The sequence below is a fragment of the Terriglobia bacterium genome (genome assembly GCA_020073185.1).
Classification (GTDB): Bacteria; Acidobacteriota; Terriglobia; order Terriglobales; family Acidobacteriaceae; genus JAIQGF01.
The window spans coordinates 22810-42922 of record JAIQFT010000016.1 but is presented as its reverse complement, the minus strand read 5'-3'; the positions used below and the strand labels follow the sequence as shown (position 1 = coordinate 42922).

18 protein-coding genes are annotated in these 20113 nt (G+C 60.3%); 11 read left to right on the top strand and 7 right to left on the bottom strand.

What is annotated here, in order from left to right; genetic code table 11:
• Positions 1 to 108 precede the first annotated feature (108 nt).
• Both LAN64_07870 and LAN64_07865 read left to right on the top strand, forming a co-directional pair.
• Positions 109 to 1305: an efflux RND transporter periplasmic adaptor subunit gene (locus LAN64_07870; GenBank protein ID MBZ5567754.1), complete on the top strand. Its 1197-nt coding sequence runs from the start codon at positions 109 to 111 to the stop codon at positions 1303 to 1305.
• Complete coding sequence (locus LAN64_07865) at positions 1302 to 4445, top strand: efflux RND transporter permease subunit (GenBank protein ID MBZ5567753.1); 3144 nt, start codon at positions 1302 to 1304, stop codon at positions 4443 to 4445. Before LAN64_07870 ends, LAN64_07865 begins: the two co-directional genes overlap by 4 nt.
• Positions 4446 to 4525: 80 nt before the next feature.
• Here LAN64_07865 and LAN64_07860 read toward each other — a convergent pair whose 3' ends face one another.
• The 4 genes from LAN64_07860 to LAN64_07845 all read right to left on the bottom strand — a co-directional run bounded on the left by LAN64_07860 (position 4526) and on the right by LAN64_07845 (position 8498).
• Positions 4526 to 5389 carry a hypothetical protein gene (locus LAN64_07860; GenBank protein MBZ5567752.1) on the bottom strand — a complete coding sequence of 288 codons (864 nt, stop codon included), beginning with the start codon at positions 5387 to 5389 and terminating at the stop codon, positions 4526 to 4528.
• 80 nt (positions 5390 to 5469) lie between these two features.
• Entirely contained in the window at positions 5470 to 6420 is a 951-nt protein-coding gene (locus tag LAN64_07855; GenBank protein ID MBZ5567751.1) for a hypothetical protein, read from the bottom strand.
• A gap of 28 nt (positions 6421 to 6448) precedes the next feature.
• Positions 6449 to 7747: a transglycosylase SLT domain-containing protein gene (locus tag LAN64_07850; GenBank protein MBZ5567750.1), complete on the bottom strand. Its 1299-nt coding sequence runs from the start codon at positions 7745 to 7747 to the stop codon at positions 6449 to 6451.
• A gap of 331 nt (positions 7748 to 8078) precedes the next feature.
• The gene (locus LAN64_07845) at positions 8079 to 8498 is read right to left on the bottom strand and encodes a PilZ domain-containing protein (protein MBZ5567749.1); all 420 of its coding nucleotides are present in this window, start codon (positions 8496 to 8498) and stop codon (positions 8079 to 8081) included.
• A 356-nt stretch (positions 8499 to 8854) separates the two neighbouring features.
• Between LAN64_07845 and LAN64_07840 the strand changes: the two genes are divergently transcribed.
• A complete protein-coding gene (locus tag LAN64_07840) occupies positions 8855 to 10078 on the top strand; it encodes an ABC transporter permease (GenBank protein ID MBZ5567748.1) in 1224 nt (407 codons plus the stop codon).
• Positions 10079 to 10259: 181 nt separating this feature from the next.
• Complete coding sequence (locus LAN64_07835; GenBank protein MBZ5567747.1) at positions 10260 to 12341, top strand: carbon starvation protein A; 2082 nt, start codon at positions 10260 to 10262, stop codon at positions 12339 to 12341.
• A gap of 41 nt (positions 12342 to 12382) precedes the next feature.
• Here LAN64_07835 and LAN64_07830 read toward each other — a convergent pair whose 3' ends face one another.
• Positions 12383 to 13066 (bottom strand): hypothetical protein, encoded by a 684-nt coding sequence (locus LAN64_07830; GenBank protein ID MBZ5567746.1) that lies wholly within the window; start codon positions 13064 to 13066, stop codon positions 12383 to 12385.
• On the opposite strand from LAN64_07830, the gene LAN64_07825 reads away from it, so the two are divergent.
• From LAN64_07825 to LAN64_07800, 6 genes are all read left to right on the top strand, one after another.
• Positions 13065 to 13352 (top strand): hypothetical protein, encoded by a 288-nt coding sequence (locus tag LAN64_07825; GenBank protein MBZ5567745.1) that lies wholly within the window; start codon positions 13065 to 13067, stop codon positions 13350 to 13352. The genes LAN64_07830 and LAN64_07825 overlap by 2 nt on opposite strands.
• A gap of 119 nt (positions 13353 to 13471) precedes the next feature.
• Positions 13472 to 13747: a hypothetical protein gene (locus tag LAN64_07820; GenBank protein ID MBZ5567744.1), complete on the top strand. Its 276-nt coding sequence runs from the start codon at positions 13472 to 13474 to the stop codon at positions 13745 to 13747.
• Between the two features lie 118 nt (positions 13748 to 13865).
• Positions 13866 to 14855 carry an arsenical pump-driving ATPase GET3 gene (locus tag LAN64_07815; protein MBZ5567743.1) on the top strand — a complete coding sequence of 330 codons (990 nt, stop codon included), beginning with the start codon at positions 13866 to 13868 and terminating at the stop codon, positions 14853 to 14855.
• A 3-nt stretch (positions 14856 to 14858) separates the two neighbouring features.
• Complete coding sequence (locus LAN64_07810; protein ID MBZ5567742.1) at positions 14859 to 15863, top strand: ArsA family ATPase; 1005 nt, start codon at positions 14859 to 14861, stop codon at positions 15861 to 15863.
• 158 nt (positions 15864 to 16021) lie between these two features.
• The gene (locus tag LAN64_07805; protein MBZ5567741.1) at positions 16022 to 16276 is read left to right on the top strand and encodes a helix-turn-helix transcriptional regulator; all 255 of its coding nucleotides are present in this window, start codon (positions 16022 to 16024) and stop codon (positions 16274 to 16276) included.
• Complete coding sequence (locus LAN64_07800; GenBank protein ID MBZ5567740.1) at positions 16248 to 16943, top strand: HNH endonuclease; 696 nt, start codon at positions 16248 to 16250, stop codon at positions 16941 to 16943. The genes LAN64_07805 and LAN64_07800 overlap by 29 nt, the downstream gene beginning before the upstream one ends.
• Here LAN64_07800 and LAN64_07795 read toward each other — a convergent pair.
• Positions 16932 to 17849 carry a DNA adenine methylase gene (locus tag LAN64_07795; GenBank protein ID MBZ5567739.1) on the bottom strand — a complete coding sequence of 306 codons (918 nt, stop codon included), beginning with the start codon at positions 17847 to 17849 and terminating at the stop codon, positions 16932 to 16934. The genes LAN64_07800 and LAN64_07795 overlap by 12 nt on opposite strands.
• Before the next feature lie 608 nt (positions 17850 to 18457).
• Here LAN64_07795 and LAN64_07790 point away from each other — a divergent pair.
• Positions 18458 to 19399 (top strand): 2-dehydropantoate 2-reductase, encoded by a 942-nt coding sequence (locus tag LAN64_07790; protein ID MBZ5567738.1) that lies wholly within the window; start codon positions 18458 to 18460, stop codon positions 19397 to 19399.
• Positions 19400 to 19532: 133 nt separating this feature from the next.
• Here LAN64_07790 and LAN64_07785 read toward each other — a convergent pair whose 3' ends face one another.
• The gene (locus LAN64_07785) at positions 19533 to 20096 is read right to left on the bottom strand and encodes a BON domain-containing protein (protein ID MBZ5567737.1); all 564 of its coding nucleotides are present in this window, start codon (positions 20094 to 20096) and stop codon (positions 19533 to 19535) included.
• Between the last annotated feature and the right edge of the window lie 17 nt (positions 20097 to 20113).

Sequence of the window (20113 nt, the reverse complement as noted above, 5' to 3'; positions counted from 1 at the left end):
AACAAAGGTAAAATCTTCACTTGGTCTGGCGAATCCCTCTTTACATCGGAAGCATCGAAGAGTAAGTAGTTGCTTACTTCGCGTTCGTGGGGGCATCGCACATTCGCAATGATCCGTAACGACATCATGAAGCCGCGTTTTGTGAAGTTGCGCTCTTGCGCCTTGCCGGCAGCGCTCGCAGTCATCCTGGTTCTTCTCGGTTGCAGCAAGAACACCGCGCAGGCGGCTGGCCCCGGTGGGCAGAGCGCGCAGCGGCCTGCGGCTCCGGTGGTGGTCGCGAGCGTGGAGCAGCGCGACATTCCGGTGCAGATCACGGCGATCGGCAACGTCGAAGCGTACCAGACGGTGCAAATCCGCTCGCAGGTCAACGGACAACTGGAGCGCGTTTACTTCAAGGAAGGCGACGACGTCCGCAAGGGACAGTTGCTGTTCCAACTCGATAAGGCGCCATTCCAGGCCGCGCTAGAGCAGGCCGAAGGCAACTTGCAGCGCGATCAGGCGAATGCGGTCAACGCGCAGGCGCAGGCCGCCCGCTACACCGCGCTGGAAAAGCAGGGCGTGATTTCGCGCGAGCAGGCGGAGCAGATGCGCACGCAGGCGCAGGCCAACGCGTCGGCGGTCAACGCCGACAAGGCCGCGGTGGACGCCGCCAAGGTGCAACTGCGCTACACCGATATCAAGGCGCCGATTGAGGCGCGCGCCGGGGCGCTGCTGATCAACGTCGGCAACCTGATCAAGGCGAACGACACGCCCTATCTGGTGCAGCTCAACCAGATCGCGCCCATTTACGCGACGTTTTCGATTCCTGAAACACAGCTTCAGCAGGTGCGCGAATATTCCCGCAGCGGGCATCTCAAGGTGCTGGCGTATCCCAAGGGGCAGACGACCGACCCCGGCGAGGGCACGCTTACGTTCATTGACAACGGCGTGGATCCAACCACGGGCACGGTGAAGCTGAAGGGCACCTTCCAGAACAAGGACAAGCGGCTGTGGCCCGGCGAGTACGTGGATGTCGTGTTGGACCTCTCGGTCCGCAAGAACGCGATTGTCGTGCCGACCAAGGCGGTGCAGACCGGCCAACAGGGCACCTACGTCTACATCGTGACACAGGACAACACGGCAAAGCCGCAGCCGGTGCAAACCAGCGGCACGTTTCACGATCTGACGCTGATTGCCAGCGGGCTGGCGCCGCGCGAGCGCGTGGTGGTGGATGGACAGCTGCGCATCGCACCGAATGGCAAGGTCAATGTGCAGAGTACGGTTCCCACCAGCGCGTCGGCCCCTGCGGCCGGAGGCAGCCAGTGAGTATTTCCGAGCTCTTCATCAAGCGGCCGATCATGACCACGCTGGTCATGGCGGCGATCTTGATCTTCGGCATTTTTGCCTACACGCTGCTGCCGGTCAGCGACCTGCCCAACGTGGACTTCCCCACCATCCAGGTGATCGCGCAGTTGCCCGGCGCCAGCCCGGAGACGATGGCGTCCTCGGTGGCGACGCCGCTGGAAAAACAGTTTTCCACCATCGCCGGCATCGATTCGATGACCTCGACCAACGCGCTGGGGAGCTCGAACATCACCATCCAGTTCAACCTCAGCCGCAGCCTGGACGGAGCCGCGCTGGACGTGCAATCGGCGATATCCAAGGCGGCCAGCCAACTGCCGCCGGAGATGCCGACGCCGCCGTCGTTCCAAAAAGTTAATCCCGCCGACCAGCCGATCCTGTATCTCGCCGTCAGCTCGCCGACGCTCAAGCTGTCCGACGTGGATGAGGCCGCCGAAACCACCATGGCGCAGAATATCTCGATGGTGAACGGGGTGGCGCAGGTGTCGGTGTTCGGCTCGCAGAAGTATGCGGTGCGGGCGCAACTCGATCCCCGCGCGCTGGCCAGCCGTCAGATCGGCATTAACGAGGTGACCGCCGCCCTGGCCGCCGGCAACACCAACACTCCCACCGGCACGCTGTACGGGAAGACCAACACCTTCACGCTGCTGTCGAACGGCCAGTTGCAGAACGCGGCGCAGTTCGGCCCCATGATCGTGGCTTACCGCAACGGCTCGCCGGTGCGCCTGAACGAACTGGGCAGAGTCATCGACAGCGTGCAGGACGACAAGAGCGCGAGCTGGTACAACGGCGACCGCGCCGTCGTGCTCGCTATCCAGCGCCAGCCCGGCACCAACACCGTCGAAGTCGTCAACGGCGTCAAGAAGCTGCTTCCTCGCCTGGAAGCGCAGATTCCCGCCTCGGTGAAAATCGATACCCTGTACGACCGCTCGGAGTCGATTCGCGCCTCGGTCAACGACGTGAAGTTCACCCTCCTGCTCACCATCGCGCTGGTGGTGATGGTGATCTTTCTCTTCCTGCGCAATATTTCGGCCACCGTGATTCCCTCGTTCGCGCTGCCGATGGCGATTATCGGCACCTTCTCGGTGATGTACCTGCTCGGCTACAGCGTGGACAACCTGTCGCTGATGGCGTTAACCCTCTCGGTGGGGTTCGTGGTGGACGATGCCATCGTCATGCTGGAGAACATCGTCCGCCACATGGAAATGGGCAAGGGCCCGATGCAGGCAGCGCTGGAAGGTTCGCGCGAGATCGGCTTCACCATCCTCTCGATGACGATTTCTCTGGCGGCGGTGTTCATTCCCCTGCTGTTCATGGGCGGAATCATCGGCCGCCTGTTGCACGAATTTGCGGTCACCATCGGTGTCGCCATCCTGGTGTCGGGCTTCGTGTCCCTGACCCTGACCCCGATGCTGTGCAGCCGCTTCCTGAAGCACCAGGCGCCGAGCGAGCACGGCCGCTTCTACCAGGCCAGCGAGCGCGTCTTCGACGCCTGGCTGCGCGGCTATGACTGGTCGCTGAAGAAGGTGCTGCGGCACAAGTTCGCCACCCTGATGGTGTCGTTGGTGGTGATCGCACTCACCGCCGTGCTCTACCTTCAGGTCAAGACCGGGTTTCTGCCGGACGAAGACCAGGGGCTGGTGTTCGCCTTCACCGAGGCGCGGCAAGGAATATCGTTCCACGACATGTTCGAGTTGCAGCAGAAGGCGGCCAATATAGTGCGGCGCGATCCCAACGTGCTGAACCTGATTTCTTCGATGGGAGGAAATCCCTCCTTCGGCGGCTCGCTCAACCAGGGGCGCATGTTCTTTCGCCTCAAGGACAAGAAATACCGCGTCCACCACATGAGCGCGACCGAGATTATCCAGGAGTTGCGTCCCCAACTGGCGCAGGTGCCCGGCATCAACGCGTTCCTGCAGATTCCGCCCACCATCCGCATTGGCGGCAATCTCACCAAGTCGCAGTATCAGTACGCCCTGCAGACGCCCGATCTGGCCGAACTGTATTCCAGCGCGCCCAAGCTGGAAGCGGCGCTGCGCAATCTGCCGCAGTTGCAGGACGTGACCAGCGATCTGCAGGTCAAGAACCCGCAGTTGACCATCCAGGTGGACCGCGACAAGGCTTACGCCCTGGGCGTGACTCCGGGCCAGGTTACCGACGCGCTCTACTCCGCTTACGGCACGCGCCAGGTCAGCACCATTTACACGCCCAACAACGAATACTACGTGATCACGGAGCTGGAGCCGCGGTACCAGAACAATCCCAGCGAGCTGTCGTCGCTCTACATTCGCTCGAACGCGGGCAAGCTGATTCCGCTGGACACGGTTTCGAAGCTCGTGCCCTCCGTCGGTCCGCTCACCGTCAACCACCTGGGCCAGCTGCCGGCGGTGACCATCAGCTTTAACTTGAAGCCGGGCGTGGCGCTGGGCGACGCGACGCGCGTGGTGCAGCAGCAGGCGCAGAAGATTCTGCCGCCTGACATCGTCGGCACCTTCCAGGGCACGGCGCAGGCCTTCCAACAGTCGTTCACCGGCATGGGCCTGCTGCTGGTGGCGGCGGTGCTCGTGATCTACATCATCCTGGGAATTTTGTACGAAAGCTTTGTCCACCCGCTCACCATTCTTTCCGGCCTGCCCTCCGCCGGCGTGGGCGCGCTGCTGACGTTGCTCATCTTCCACCAGGAATTGAACCTATATTCCTTCGTGGGCATCATCATGCTGATCGGCATCGTGAAGAAGAACGCCATCATGATGATCGACTTCGCGCTGGAAGCGGAACGCACCGAAGGCAAGTCGCCGGAGGACTCGATCTACCAGGGCGCGCTGGTGCGCTTCCGTCCGATCATGATGACCACCATGGCGGCGCTGATGGGCACGCTGCCCATCGCCATCGGCTTTGGCGCGGGAGCGGAGTCGCGGCGCGGACTGGGCCTGGCGGTGGTCGGCGGACTGCTCTTCTCGCAGCTCGTGACCCTCTACATCACTCCTGTTTATTACGTCTATCTGGACCGCTTGCAACGTCGCGTTCAGGTGTGGCAAGAACGCCGCAAGGCGCGCGCCGCCACGCCACTGGATGAAGCCGCGCTGCTGGGACACCACGATTGAAAAGCAGGGGCCGGTTAGTGGTCAGCAACTCTCAGAGGTCCGGTGGGCAAATGCTCGCCGAATGTGATGATTCGAGGCCCCTATGGAATCACACTCAATCGTTCCCGAAGCTGCTTTGCGATCCGCTCATTCGCCCTGGAGTTGGCGTCTGCTGCCGTGAACCCTGCGCCATTTTCTTCCAACCGGAAGCGAACATCCGTTGTGGCTTCGCTTATGCTAAGAATCCTGACATCGAGGGTTACGCGGGCGGTTAGCAGTTTGTCCAGATCAGTACTTTCTGATATGGCGGATACGCGCTTCGCAGCCACAAGACCATCGCATTGACGAGCCAGTGCTCGTCTCAGCTCGACCGCGTTTCCAAACGCTTCGGGATTATGACGGATTTCTGTGATGTTATGCCCCTTACTTGCAAGGGCGTCAGACACGGTACTCTTCAGTTCCGGAAAGCCGGTATCTTCCTCGGCCGCAATCAACACGGCCCATTGCCTGAGGTCATGACGGCCGCTGCCATTCGGTTCAGTAGAAACACCATCCCGAATCGGCGGGTTAGACGTTTGTGGTACGGCCGTTCGGGCTGATCCAAGCTCGCTTGAGGGCTGCTGTTGCTGACCTACCTGCTTCTGATCAGCGGCGGTGCCGGTACTCTGAGAATGCGCACTCGTTAACAACGTGGGATGCGAGCGGACGAGAAGGTAACTACCAGCAGTAGCGCATGCAGCGAGTATAAGAACAACGGAGAAAAACCTCGATTTCGCATCAGAATCCCGATCGACCTGAGCGAGCGCTGTCCGTTGCGCGACCAAAGCGGCAATCAATGCAACTCCCGCAACGCCCAACATGATTTGTGTGCGGTATGTCGCGGAGACGGCAAACTGGCCCGTGAGCACCGCCGCGAGCAGGCTTGCGAGGATCGGGATTATGAACCGCTCAAGGTAGACTCTCACGCCGTAAACTCTCCTGCTCAAGAGCAGCGGTTCTTGCGGTCAGCAATGCATGCTTGTTCACGCAAACCACAACCGTGTACCTATCGTCCTTTCAGCGGAATATTTTCCATGTGGACAGTACGGCCATTCCTTGGCGATCCCTCGATGCAGTTCAAAGAGAACAGGGTTCCGGCAGTGCTACCCCTAGCTTTGAACCAGAATTGGCTCCTCACCTTCGAATTGGGCAGTAAGTCCACACCAGCACAACCCCATCCTGCCTGACTTATTTGGGCACTGTCGCCACAATAGAAATTTTGAATAAAAATTGCCGCTTCCCAGCGTTCACCGCTTTCATCTAACAACGAACACTCTCTTAGTTCGAGGTGAGTAACCTCTGAGCGGACCGCATCGACGTTAAGCAATAGGGTTGCCTTGTCGTCCACCTTTCGCATCGATTCCGCAACGATCCTGTAAGACTCCGTCCGGAATTCCGGCGAGCGAACTGTTGGCGGTGGTTGCGAAGGCGCTCCATCAACACGAGCTGTTGAACCGATACCGCGTTGCAAGAGCTCTTCCACTGTTTTGGTCTTTGGAATTTCCGCGGTCGCTGCGCCGAGCATCTTCGCCGTGTTCGTATCGAGGACCTTTGCAGAAAGCCTGACGCTGTCGCCTAGCGGCACTATTGTACCGGTCACGAGGGCGTCAACACCGGCGATCTGCCCCAGCTTTCGGGCTGTTTGCGGGTCAATCAGACCGGTCGTCGCGAGCCGATGTTCCTGCAAGATCGCTTTAAGGTGAGTGCGATCAATCACCTCGAAACCCTTCGCCTCGCCCAACAGGTCAACAGAGAATTCCTCCGCCAAGAACCGGCCAAGTTCCGTCACGTTGCCCTGCAAGTCGGTGAAATCCACGACCGCGACATTCCTTCGACCAGATGCAGTTATGCTCTTCGCCAAAGTTGAGGATAACGTCTTCACGTCCTGAGAAACCATCACCGGAGTCGCGACGCTAAAAAGAAATAGAACTAGAGCGAACATCGTCAAAACGCGCATTCCCCTGCGCCTCATAACGCCTCCTGATTCAACGAGGAAGAGCAGAACTGACGTACTCAGCAATTACTCGACCCACCCTCGCCGTCGCAGCATCTCTGGCCTGCGCTTCCGAAAAACCTGCGCCTGTTTCCGAAAACGTTTGCATGCCCAATATGTCGCCTTTTACCGAATAAAGTCGTGAGTCAGCGATTACTCTGTACGCAGTCGTACCTTCCATTCCGTCGCCATTCGGCTTTCCGACCAAGCGAACCACTACCACGTAGTTCCAATTTGGCCCGTGCTTTGCCCTGGATTTCTTCAGGGCCTCGCCGTGGCCTGCAATGAGCGCATTGAGGTTACGCGTCAAGAACTCTGGCGTCTCCAATTCAACGTTTACACCCAGCCCGTGTTTCAAGAGAGCGTCCTGCAGCACGCCACTCAAGGCGCTGTCTGCCAAGTAAGTTCCCGGCTGCGATGAAGCCGTAACAAGCGCAACCGTCGGCGGTTCGGTGGAACTTTTCTTGGCGGCTTTCGCGATCGGCAACGGCTTGTCGGAGGCTCGCTCAACTGCTGCTGCCAATTCCGCGATACGGCGTTGAGTTTCACTGTCCTGCACATTGCGCGCTTCGATTGCTGCTTTTAGATCGGCAACCTCCTGCTTGATATCGGCCAATTCGACAAATGCCTCAGTTCCGTTCTGCTGCGACACGGTACCCGTGTTGATCTGCTTCTCGACCAACTCAAGCCTCTGGCGCAAGGTATCAGTCATGACAAGTGCCTGTGCTCCGACGCTGTTCTCCCGTCGAAGTTCGGACTGCAAGCGGTCACGCTCGGCGCGAAGAGCATCCGCCTCGGCCTGCGTCCGCTGAAGCGTCTCACGTGCCTTGCCTAACTCGGTTCGAGCCGAGGCATCCAGATGAATATTCGTCTGGAGCGTAGCTACGCGCTCTTCCAGTTGCTTGGCCTGCGCGACGTGCGTAGCAACCGGCAGTATTGCCTGTTGGACATACTCGACAATGCGCCGTGCAAAAAATCGGTTCTGATCAATACGGCTGACGTAAGGACGCGAAGCCGCTGGAACACACTTGCAGCGATTTACTGCCGGCTCGCCGGCATTGTATGCCCCAAGCGCGAGTCGGGTGTTGTTCTTATATTTCGTCAACAAATACGAAAGGTGTTTCACTGAGGCAGTGACGCTCTCATTCACATCCGTTCTGTCGCGCACCCCAAGTGCTTCTGCCGTGCGCGACATCAGTTGTCCCAGCCCAACCTCGCCCTTGCTGCCCAATGCCAGCGGATCATACTTGCTCTCTTCCCACATCAGCGCCCAAACGAGCGTCTCGTCCACGTTTGTGTACCGCTGGCACGCTGCTTGGATCGCCCGATTCACCCTCAAGAACTCTTGGTCTGAAGGCCATTGTGGCGCCGAATGAAGTGTTTGCTGCGACCCTAGAGGAAGAACGAGGATTGCCAGCGCAAAGATGAGCCGACAAGAGGACCTAAACATAGGGAGTACCGTCCCGATGGCGCCACCGTGAGGTAACAGTTATATGGGGGACGATTTTACGGTATTCCCGACACGGCCCGATGTCAATTTCAAAATCTGGGTGGTTTCCTAATTTAGAACACCGCACGGAAACGAGGTTCTGGCCCCGCAACTGCTAAACAAGCGGTTCTGGTTACGCGTAGCTTGAGTCACCGATTTGTGAAGCGTCTACGGCACCGGCCGTCGCCGCCTCTTCACTCCTGGCGGCGGCACTCTTAGCGACTGCCGCTCTCTGTACCCATTCTTGGATCTGGCGGTTGTCGTCTCGGGGGTCAAAGCGCAAGCCGACCAGTTCTTTCGTCTTCCACCAAACCACCGCGCCGACCCTAACCGGAAAGCCTGACGGCAAGGCGAACGTCAGCAGTACCGGGTATGCCATCGCAAGCTGGCCTGCGTGCTCCAGAGACATGCCGCTTGTTCCCAATTGCACGCTGCGGGCGGTGAAGGCGAGGTCGTGTCCTTCCACTCTGACCTCGGTGGTCAGGTATGCCCGTGGATGCTGACGACGCGGAAAGATGACAGCCTTGATGCGGTTAGCCTGCGACCTGCGCAAGGCAGAAAGCCTCCGTAAGATTCGTCTCACTGGCATCTTGGTAGGGCGTCCCGAGCCGAGTTGACTCTAGTCCTCGGAACAAAGAGTTTGGAAGGGTACTTTGGTGCTGGCACGAAGAGTATTTAGGCCGACGCGCGCTTTTCTGCCAGTTTGACCGATGCCAGCGTTTCCTGACCGCGGTGACTGCCTTTATTCAAATGACCGCAACGCCATACCTGTTAAGGGACTCACGTTTGTGCGTCGCCATTTTCAACTTCTGACCGAATCCTGCAGCCGCTACGAGCCCTAGACTAGCGTGCTCGCGGAAGTCGATCTTCATAACCTTCGGTTGTACCCAAGCTGGGCGTAGAATCATGTTGTCAATGTCTCCCCGCGCCATCATCCGCGAAGCCCTGCGCGCGCTGTTCCGCAACAAGATGCGCAGCACGCTGACCGTGCTGGGCATCACCATCGGCATTGGCGCGGTGATCTGCGTGGTCGCCATCGGGCAGGCCGGCTCGGCGCAGGTCCAGGAACAGCTCAACAATCTCGGCGACAACTTTATCTGGATCGAGGCGGGATCGCGCGCCCCCAACGGCATCCGCAGCGGCAGCCACGGCACCAAGACGCTGCTGCAGAGCGACGTCGAGGCCATCGTCAAGCAGGTGCCGCTGGTCAAGCTGGCCTCGGCCAACGTGGATTCCCGCATTCAAATCATTTACGCAAACAAGAACTGGAACACCGGCTATCGCGGGGTGGCGCCGGAATGGTTCACCATCAAGCGCTGGTCGCTATCGATGGGCGCACCCTTCACGCAGGCCGACGTGGACCGCGCCAGCGATGTTTGCGTCATCGGCGAAACCGTGCGCCAGCAACTGTTTGATGTCGAGGACCCCATCGGCAAAGTCATCCGCGTGAAAAACCTGCCCTGCCAGGTGATGGGCGTGCTGGCGCCCCGGGGACAAACCGCCTTTGGCCAGGACCAGGACGACACCATCGTCATGCCCTACACCACCGCGCAGAAAAAACTCAAGGGCAACAGTTGGCTCGACGATATCGTCTGCTCGGCGGTTTCCGCGGAGGCCATCAATCCCGCCATCCAGCAGATTTCCGCGCTGCTGCGCGAGCGCCACCACATTCGCCCCGGCCAAGACGACGACTTCAACATCCGCCGCCCCGACGAATTCATCAACACGCAACTGGAAGCCCGCCGCACCTTCTCGTTGCTGCTGATCTCGATTGCCTCGGTCTCGCTGCTGGTGGGCGGCATCGGCATCATGAACGTGATGCTGGTTTCGGTGACCGAGCGCACCCGCGAAATCGGCGTGCGCATGTCGATCGGCGCCACCGACAGCGACGTCGCCATGCAGTTTCTCGGCGAGGCCGTGATGCTCAGTCTGTTCGGGGGCCTGATCGGTGTCGCGTTCGGGGTCGTCGGCTCCTACCTGGTGGGACGCGCGCTGCGCTGGCCGATGGAAATCCCGCCGCAGGCGATCGTCATCGCTGCCCTGTTCGCCGTCGCCGTGGGCGTGTTCTTCGGCTTCTATCCCGCGCGCAAGGCCTCCAAGCTCGACCCCATCGAAGCTCTCCGCTACGAGTAGGCGGCAAGGGTCGGGACGCCAAGCTCACACAGGGCTGTGCGTTGCATCACCGTTTTCCTGAAATCAATGACATAGCGTCAGCACGGAGCGCCGGCTAGCACCCCGCCTATCCTCTTCCCATTTCCGGGAATGCGGGCTTTCGCGTGTCGCGCGCAGTGCTTTTTGTGACACGGAGGTTCCGATGAAGATCCGGCTCACGATCCTCGCACTAGTCCTGATTCCCGTTCTGGTGGCAGGCGGATTCGCGGTAACCAAGACGCCCATGTCCGCGCCCGTAGTGGCGGTTCTGGGCGCGGTGATGATCTGGCTCGCCTACACCCGCTACGCCCGGCGCATTGATGCCGAAGTCATCCGTCCCGATGACAAGAAGGCGACGCCGGCGCGCATGTACATGGACGGGGTGGACTTTATGCCCACCAGCCGCAACGTGCTGTATGGGTATCACTTCAAGTCCATCGCGGCGGCGGGCCCCATCGTCGGCCCGATTGCCGCGGCCACGCTGTGGGGCTGGATGCCGGCCCTGCTGTGGCTGACGCTGGGTGTCTCGTTCCTGGGCTGGGCGAGCGACTACTCGGCCATCGTGGTGGCCGTCCGCAACGACGGCAATTCGCTGTCCGCCATTGCCCACCGGCTGATCTCGCCGCGCGCCCGCATCATCCTGTTCGTCTTCATCTTCTTCTACCTGTTGCTGCTCGCGGGCGCATTCGTCGGCATCATGGCCGGCATTTTCGATCCGCGCGCCGACGTCCCGTTCGGCATCTTGATGCTCGCCATCATGGGCCTGCTGATGGGGCAGATGCTCTATAAGTGGAAGATGGACCTGATCTTGGTGACCTTCATCGCCGTGGCGCTCACTCTGGGCGGCATGGCGCTGGGCGCAAAGGGAATCAGCAGCGCGAAAGGCGTCACGCCCGATGGCAAGCCGGCGGCCACCATCGTGTTCGGCGGCCCGGTGAATTCCGTCGTCGAGAAGGTTGGCAACGGGCTGAACCGGATCACCGGTGGCGAACCCATGTACACGGTGGTGGACCCGACCAAGGCCGACCCGCGGCTGGCGACCACCGTCATCACTGCCGACGGCAAGATTGTTCCCAAGTACGTGGACAAGAGCGGCGCCATCAAGATGATGCCCTCGTTCGTCTTCTGGTGCCTGATGGTGTTCCTGTTCTCCTATCTCGGGACGGTGCTGCCCATCTGGCGATTCGCTCAGCCGACGAACTATATTGGGTTCTGGGTGACGTTCATTACCATCGGACTATCCGCGCTCGGCGCCATTGTCGGCGGTGTGCGCGCGCTGTTCGGCAATCCCGAGATGATCAAGGCGGTCACCTTCCAGACCAAGGTGTTCTCCACCTTGATGCCGATGAGCCAGGCCAAGGACGCGGCCGGCAACATCCTGCAGGCGCTGCCCGCCATCCAGCCGATCTGGCCAATGCTGTTCGTGACCATCGCCTGCGGCGCCATCTCGGGCTGGCACGCGCTGGTGGGCTCCATCGGCACGGCGCGGCAGTTGGAATATGAAACCGACGCGCTTCCGGTCGGCGGCGGCGGCATGTTCTCCGAGAACGCGCTCGCACTCCTCTCGCTGGTGGCGGTTTCCATCGCCGGCGGCGCAGGTGCGGGAGCCTTCGCGGCGGGTGTAGGCAAACTGCTCGGGATGGTGACCTTCGGCGCCATTGCCCCGGCCTACGGTACCGCCCTGGGCTTCGGCGTATTCGTTGTCATCGTGCTCACCATGGTGCAACTGGTCTTCCGCGTCATGCGCGTCACTTTGGGCGAGTGGCTGGGCGATACCTGGGCTGGGTTCAAGAACGCGCACATCTCTGCCATCGTCTCCATGGGTCTGGCGCTCGTGCTCGTGCTCAGCGGCACCTGGATTTACCTCTGGCAGTTGTTCGGCGCATCCAACCAGTTGATGGCGGCGCTGAGCCTGCTGATCGTCAGCCTGTGGTTGAAGTCCATCGGACGCAGTCCGCGCTATGCCTTCTGGCCGATGATCTTCATGTACGTCACCACCATGGCGGCGATCCTGGTCACCGCATATAACTTGTACGCCAGCATCCTGTCCAATCCCAAGATTGCAGCGCAGCCGATTAACAGCTTCGGCGCGATTGCGATGCTGATCGTGGCCGGCCTGCTGTTCATTGCGGCCATCCTGATCGCCTGGGACGCGTTCAAGGCCTGGCGGAAGCTGGACGTGAAAGGCGCCACGCCCACTCCGACTCGCGACCGCGAGCGCGAGCTGGTGTCGGCGCACGACTAAAGGCAGTGGTCGCTAGTCCGGGCCGGGCTACCGACTGCGAACTACGAAAGCAGGGAGCTGATGCTGCGTATGGCTTCGAACACCTCGCGCGGCTCGTGCTTGCGGAGTTGATCGAGCCGCCACTGCGCTTCGAGGTGAGGTGCGGTGGCGCGGACGGTGAGTCGGACCAGCCGGCAGCCCTCCAACGTGGCCGCCGCAAGCGCGTCGGCAGCGCTGCGCTGGAGCCGGGGAGCTAGGGCAACGAGCGGCGCGGGAGCGGTGACACTTTCCCAGCCCTCGGGCTTCCCGGGCGTTCCGAGGGTCCACGATTTCGGGTCGTGGGCCTCGATTTCGATTCGCGGGCGCTGCTGCAGTGTCGCGCGGAAAACCAGCAGGTCGCGGCGGCCGCGCAGCCGGGCGATCCACCAGAGCAGCGCGACGTCGCGCGGTTCGAGCACCACCAGCACCGCGGCCTCGCGGAAGGGCGCTTTCGCCGGGTGGATTTTGAGCTCGACGACGGAGGAGCCGAGCCAGCGCAGCGTGGTCTTGCCGCCGATCAGCGGCAGGCCCTGCTGCAGCCAGGTCAGCGCGGCTTCGCCCTTGCGGACGTTGTAGTGCGTGCCGGCAGCGAACCAGCCGACCACGAAGATGACGACGACGATGAACAGAGCGAGATTGAGCGACATGCCAAGCGCCAGGGAACTAGGATTGTAGCGCGGCGCGGTCAGGCTGCGACGGATGAACATGGGGGCAACGGCAGTGTCAGGTGACGCATGGCGCAAGATCCGCGAGTTCATCCACGGCTTTTGCGCCTATGAGTTCGAGCGCCAGGCGCTGGAGATGCGCGGCGAGCTCGAGTCGGCGTTCATGCTGATCACCTTCGGCGACATGATCGGCGTCCCCGTGCTGCCGCCCTTGTACTCGCTGCGCCTGCTCCCCTACGTCGTCCCGGCCATCGAGAAGTGGAAGCGTCGCGTCATGCGGGAGCGCGATTTGTCGGATAAGGAAGAGTTTCACCTGCACGGAGTTTGAAGGATTGCGGAATTGCACAACTGCGGAATTGCGGAATTCAAAGCCCAATAACGAATTTGCAACTTGGCGTTTCAGTTCCGCAATTCGGCAATTCCGCAGTTTCGCAATTGAGGAGACTTATGGCAGACGAACCGAAAGACGAAAAACAGGGCTTGTTCAGCAAGATCAAGGAGATCGCCTACGGGATGAGCGCTCATGACATGTCGCGCTACGCCATGCGTACCCGCGCCAGCATGGAGCACCTGTTCATCCTGATCACCATGGGCGACCTGATCGGCGTTCCCATCCTGCCGCCGTATTACTCGCTGCGCCTGCTCCCTTACGTGGTGCCCAACATCGCCACCTGGAAGCGCCGCATGCTGCGGGAGAAGGACGTTTCCGACGCCATGTTTTAAAGGCAGGTTCTCGGTCTTCGGTCGTCGGTTTACGGTTAATGACCGGGTTTTGCTTACCGATAACCGCTGACCGACAACCGACAACCGCAATTCGTACGCACTCATAAAGGATTCACTCATGTCATTCCGCGAAACTTTCGAAGCTAACAAAGAACGGCGTTACATCATGTTCGGCGGCAAGGGAGGCTTGGGTAAAACCACCTTCTCCGCCGCCACCGCCTTCTGGCTGGCGCAGCAGGGACACAAGGTCCTGGTCTTCTCCGTGGACCCGCAAGCCTCGCTCAGCGACATTTTCCAGAAGGACATCTTTGGCAAGGGCGCGGTCAAGATCATGGACAACCTCTACGCCCAGGAGATTGACGCCGACAGCCACATCAAGAATTACCAGAACGAAATCCGCAAGAAGATCCTCGACATGTACGGCCTGGCGGAGGTGCCGGAGGAGATTGAGCACTACATCCAGGCGGCCTCGGCCGAGCCCGCGATGGAGGAGTCGGCCATCTTCGATGCCGTGGTCGACATCGTCGTCGGCGGCGACTACGACTACTACATCTACGACTTGGTTCCGCTCGGCCACGCCCTCTACTACCTCTCCATGGCCAAGGTCTACGACGAGTGGATCAACCGCATCACCAAGCTGCGCGAGGAAATGCGTCAGCACGAAGTGATGGTGGCGCGCATCAAGCGGCAGAAGACGACCGAAGAAGACCTGGTTCTGAACGAGTTGCTGTACATCAAGAACCGCATCAACCAGTCGTCGGGAATTTTGACCGACCGGGACAAGACCGCGTTCTTCTTCGTCGTGGTGCCGGAGGAGATGATCATTCTCGACACCCAAAAGGCGGCGCAGTTGTTCGCCAAGTTCGACGTGCCTATTGCCGGCTACGTCGTCAATCGCGTGCTGCCGGCCGAGTTGGCGGGCAAGGACATACCGCCCTACCTCCAGAACCGCCTCAAGATGCAGGGACACTACCTGGAAGAAATTGATCTGACCTTCGGCAAGCAGGTGGTCAGCCGCGTTCCCGAGCTGGAGCGCGACGTCACCGGCCTGAAGATGATCGAGAAGCTTGCCGATATCATGTACGGCAACGGAAACGGGAGGCACTGAGCCATGCCGGGGATTAATCACTCACTCACCGATTACATGACCGACCACCCGCAGTTGAAGTTCTCCTTCTTCGGCGGCAAGGGCGGCGTGGGCAAGACCGTCATGGCCGGCGTGACGGCGCTTCATCTGGCGTCGCAGGGCAAGCGCGTCATGCTCGCCTCCACCAACCCGGTGCACTCGCTCAGCGGCCTGCTCGACCAGGACGTCTACGGCAAGGCCACTCCGGTGAACAACGTTCCCAACCTCTGGGCCTACGAGATTGACACCAAGGAAACCATCGAGCGCTCCAAGCAGGACATCAAGACCAAGATCCGCTGGTTCCTGAAGTTCGCCGAGATTTCCACCCAGGCCGACATGTTCGTGGAGAGCGCCACCATGAATCCGGCCTTCGAGGAGTCGGCGATGTTCGAGAACATGGTGGACCTGATGTTCAAGAACGAGTACGACGCCTACGTCTTCGATACCGCGCCCACCGCTAACGCCCGCCGCCTGCTCGGCATGAGCAAGGTGTATTCGCTGTGGGTGAACAAGATGGTGAAGTCGCGCGAGGAAGCGCAGTCGCTGCGCGACCTGTTCTCTTTCACCAAAAAGAAGGAAGCCGACCCGCTGATGGATTACCTGCTCAGCTTCCGCGAGCGCATCGCGCACGCCCGCGACCTGCTTACCGACCCAGCGCTCACCGCGTTCTTCTTCGTGACCTTGCCGGAGGCGCTGCCCATCGCGGTGATCAAGCGCTTCATCAACTGGTTCCACGATTTCGGCATTCCCGTCGGCGGCGTCATCGTCAACATGCTGATCGACAAGGCCCAGGTGCGCTCCGACTCGCCCGAGTTCGTGCGCAACCGCGTGGCCATGCAGGACAACTACATGGCGGAAATCTGGCGCGACTTCGACAACGTGCGCGCCGTCCTGCCGCTGTTCGATAACGAAGTCCGCGGCACCGCGGCGTTGAGGATGGTGGCAGACTTCGCCTTCCCGCAACCGGTCGCGGCCGGAATGAGCAAGTAAGCGAATTAGTCGTCCTTGATCCCACCCTTCGAATCGCGGAGGGTGGGTTCCCACATTTTGGTAGCGAAGGGGACGGGCGCCACCCGCCAGTTCCATCCGTGATACCTGCTACATCTAGTCTGTAGATATACAGTCATCATTTGAACAGACTTGCACCGATGCCGCAACCGCATCCGAATGCCATCCTAGCTCATAATCTGCGTGCGCTGAGGCGTGCGCGGGGCTGGTCGCAGGAAGTCATGGCCGAGAGGTGCGGGTTGCACAGGACCTACGTCGGTGCGATTGAGCGGGGAGAGCGCAATGTGACGCTCGAAACCTTGAACGATCTCGCAATCGCTCTGCGCACGTCACCGGCAGAACTCATTTCCGAAAGCCGCGGCCACCGTGGGAAAAGTTCCATCAGAGTTTCTTAAGCGCATTAAAGGCGTGACGAACAAGCGAGCGCGGCTCGTGCTTGATCGCATCGCCAAGAACGGAAGCATCACGACGGAGGAACTCAAGGACATCGGGTACGACCACCCACCCCGCGCACGAATGGATGCGCTCGATCTCGGCTTTCCCATCATTACGAAGCGGGTGAAGAGTTCGTCTGGCAAGTCCATCGCCGCATATTCTTTCGACCTCAAGCAGAGCGTATGCGATTCCAGGGCCGGTCGCATCGCGCTGCCGAAGCGGAACCGGGAGGAAATCATCGCGGTTGCTGGTCACAAGTGCCAACTCTGCGCCGCCAAGCACGATCTCCAGGTAGACCATCGCGTTCCATTCCAAGTTGCTGGCGAGTCGCTGAAAGACAAGCCTGATTCCTACATGGTCCTTTGCGGCTCGTGCAATCGGCGAAAGTCATGGATTTGCGAGCACTGCGCCAACTTTGCGCAGCTCAAGAGTATTGCGAAATGCCAAAGCTGTTACTGGGCAAATCCGCAGATGCACACACACGTTGCGCTTGAGGAGATACGCAGAATCGACTTGGTCTGGGAAGGTGACGACGCGAAGGCTTTTGACACTATCCGCGAAAAGTGCAAGCGTGAGGGTAGAGACCTCCCAACCGCAATCAAGGAACTTGTCAGGTCAGGAAAATAAAGCCGCTTGCGCACCGAACTGCTTCAGCGGCACTGGACGAGTCGGGTGCGACTGGTCTGCGAGTCCCGGCGACAAGTAGACCGACTCGACGGTCACATCCTCCTTCCCATTCAACGTTGCCTGACTCGAACGACCGACCTCCAACAGGACACGATGCGCATTCAGGTGTGCTGGAAGCGCTTCGCCGTAGGTCTTGCCACCACAGTGGCCGTCGTAGCTCAGCAGATATTCAATTCGACGTGCGGTCAGGTCTTCGAGCTGCTTGACCATTGAACTCCGCGCCACGCCGTTTATGTAGCGCCTGTCCCTGCCTTCACTCGTACCTTGGTACGGTGGGTCCATGTAGATCAGGTCGGTGTCAGTTGCGCTGCTCAAAACAGAGCGGAAGTCTCCACACACAACTTCGCAGCGGCCACTAAGGACCCTGTGAGCACCCTCAATCTCTTTGCCCATCGTGTCCGGGTGGGTTCCGCGCCGACGCTTGTCCGCTGACTGATTGAACTGGCCTGCGGTGCTGAACCGCACGGCGTTCTTGACGCATCGTGCCAGAAGGAAGAGCAACTTTGCCGGGTCGTGGTCGCAATTGAATTGGTTGCGAATGGCATTGAACCGGTCTATCGGGTCGCCGCGCAATTGCGATTCCCACAGTTCCCGGTATGCTGCGCTCAACCTTGATGGTTCGTTCAGGATTGCGCGCCAGATATCAGTGAGCGGCTTGAGAATGTCTGCGATCACATATTCGCGGAAAAGATTCTTCTGTGCTGCCGCGAGTGTGATTGCCGCTGACCCTGCAAACGGCTCCACCAATCGTCGGAACCGCTGTGGGGGAACGAACGAGAGAATTGCGGGCGCCAGCAGCCGCTTGCTGCCCTGATACGGAATCGGATGTGGAGTCTCGAAACGCATTGGCTGCTACATATATACATCGTATGTACGCCAGAAGGAAGCGCGAGGAAAGCGGTCCGCTTTGTGCGATTTGCAGGAATGAGAATTTTCCCAATACCGAAGGGCGGGAATGCGAATTCTTCCGCACCCAGCATCAGCCCGCAGCCTATCCGGGCTGCTATCTTGTCAACCCCCCAAAACCCGAAGTTTCCCCGCACGCTGTTGAAAATGCTGGAGAAATATCGCCGCCATATGTGGCGGGTTTACCCCTCAAGTTTGCTAAGCTCAGAATAGGGACCATTATGGCCGACTCTTCGATGGCGCGCCTTACTCCGCCGGTCGCTCCCACATGCACTCGCCACTGGCCACCAGCCACTGACCACTCCTTCCCCACGGTTACCGTGAGTTTTCGACGGTATACCGTGGCTAAGTAATTGATTCCACTACTCACACACCCCAGGGGGGTATATGAAAACTGATTGCACTACTAACGCCAACCTCGCTCGCCCTTCGACAATGTGCGTGCGCGCCATCGTCCCTTTGTTTGATAATGAGGTCCGCAGCACAGTGACGTTAAAGATGACGATGGCGGACTTAGCCTTCCCACAACCGGTCGCCGGGATGAGCCAATGAGCGAATTGAAAGTCGCTGTCTATGGTGTCGGCGGAGTCGGAGGATACTTCGGCGCCGTGCTCGCGCGCGCAGGCAATCCCGTATCGCTGATTGCGCGTGGCGCACATCTGCAGGCCATTCGCGAAAAGGGCCTGCGCATACAAACGCCGAAGGAAGAGTTCACCATCACTCCTGCCGCGGCCAGCGACAATCCCGCCGACATTGGACCGGTGGACATCGTCCTCGTCGGCGTCAAAGCCTGGCAGGTGCCCGCTGCGGCCAAAGCGATGCGCCCGCTGGTGAAACCGAACACGCGTGTCGTGCCCCTGCAGAATGGCGTGGAAGCCGTCGACGACCTGGTGCAGGTGCTCGGTCGCGAGCACGTGTTGGGCGGATTGTGCCGCATCATCGCCTCCATCGCCGCCCCGGGGGTGATCAAGATCGGCGGCATGGAGCCGATCGTCGTGCTCGGGGAACTCGACGGTTCGGAACTGGCAGGCAACGCCCGCGCGCTGCTGGAAGCGTTTCGCGCCGCCGGTGTCAACGTGAAGGCGGTGCCGGACATCCAGTCGGCATTGTGGGAAAAACTGCTGTTCATCACCGCGGTAAGCGGGGTCGGCGCTGTGTCACGCGCTAACGTAGGCGAAGTGCGTCAGTCGCCGCCTACGCGCGCGCTACTGCAGCAAGTAATGGAGGAAGTGGCGGCGGTCGCGCGCCGGCGTGGCGTGCGCCTCGCCGACGACATCGTCACGCGCACCATGGCGTTTATCGACACCATGCCCAAGGAAGGTACCGCCTCCATGCAGCGCGACGTCGCGGACGGGCGTCCGTCCGAATTGGAGGCCATCATCGGCAGCGTAGTCCGCTTCGGCATGGCTGGCGGCGTGCCCAGCCCTGCCACCCAGTTCATCTACGCCAGCCTGTTGCCGCAAGAGGCACGGGCCCGCTCCGGCCATTGAGCACTCCTGGGTGGAGCAGGGCTTCAGCCGCTGAGGGACTTTCGCCGGATGCACCGCAGGGGCTAAAGTCCGCTTGCTTTTTTGCCTCACAGAAACCGCCGGCCTGAAGGCCTGCGCCACCCCTTCATGCAGACTACTTCTTGCCCCGGCTCTCCACTTGCAGGTTGTTGGTAACCGCGAACGTGCCCGGCACGCTCTTAGCCTGCATTTCCGCCATCTGCTTGTCGGCCGGGTTGTTCACCACCCCGACCAGCGTCACGTGACCGTTCTTCACGATGATGTGGATGGAAGGCACCGCGCCCCAGGAATACTTGCTCAGCCCGTCGAAGCCGTAGATGGCGTGGTACTCCGCGCGCCGGATGCGGTCGTCCGCCGGCGATGTCGGCAGCACCTCGATGTCGTTGACCACCTTGTCCACGCCCTCGATGTGCTTCACCGCGGACTCCGCGTCGGACTTGGTGGATGGATTCGTTACCTGGCCGGAGAGCTTGACCGTGTACCCGTTCACCTGAAACGCGAGGTTATCCCAGACGCTGTAGTAAGGCAGCATCAGCAGCTCGTGCAGGACCTCGCGGGTAATGCGCTGCGTCGGTTCGGCGCCGCCGAGCTTCTCGCGCTCCTGCGGCAGCGCGGTGGTTTGGGCAGACAAGGTGGCGGCAAAGAAAACGAAAGTGAAAATCAGGCACACTTTCCGCATGCTACTCACCTCCCTTA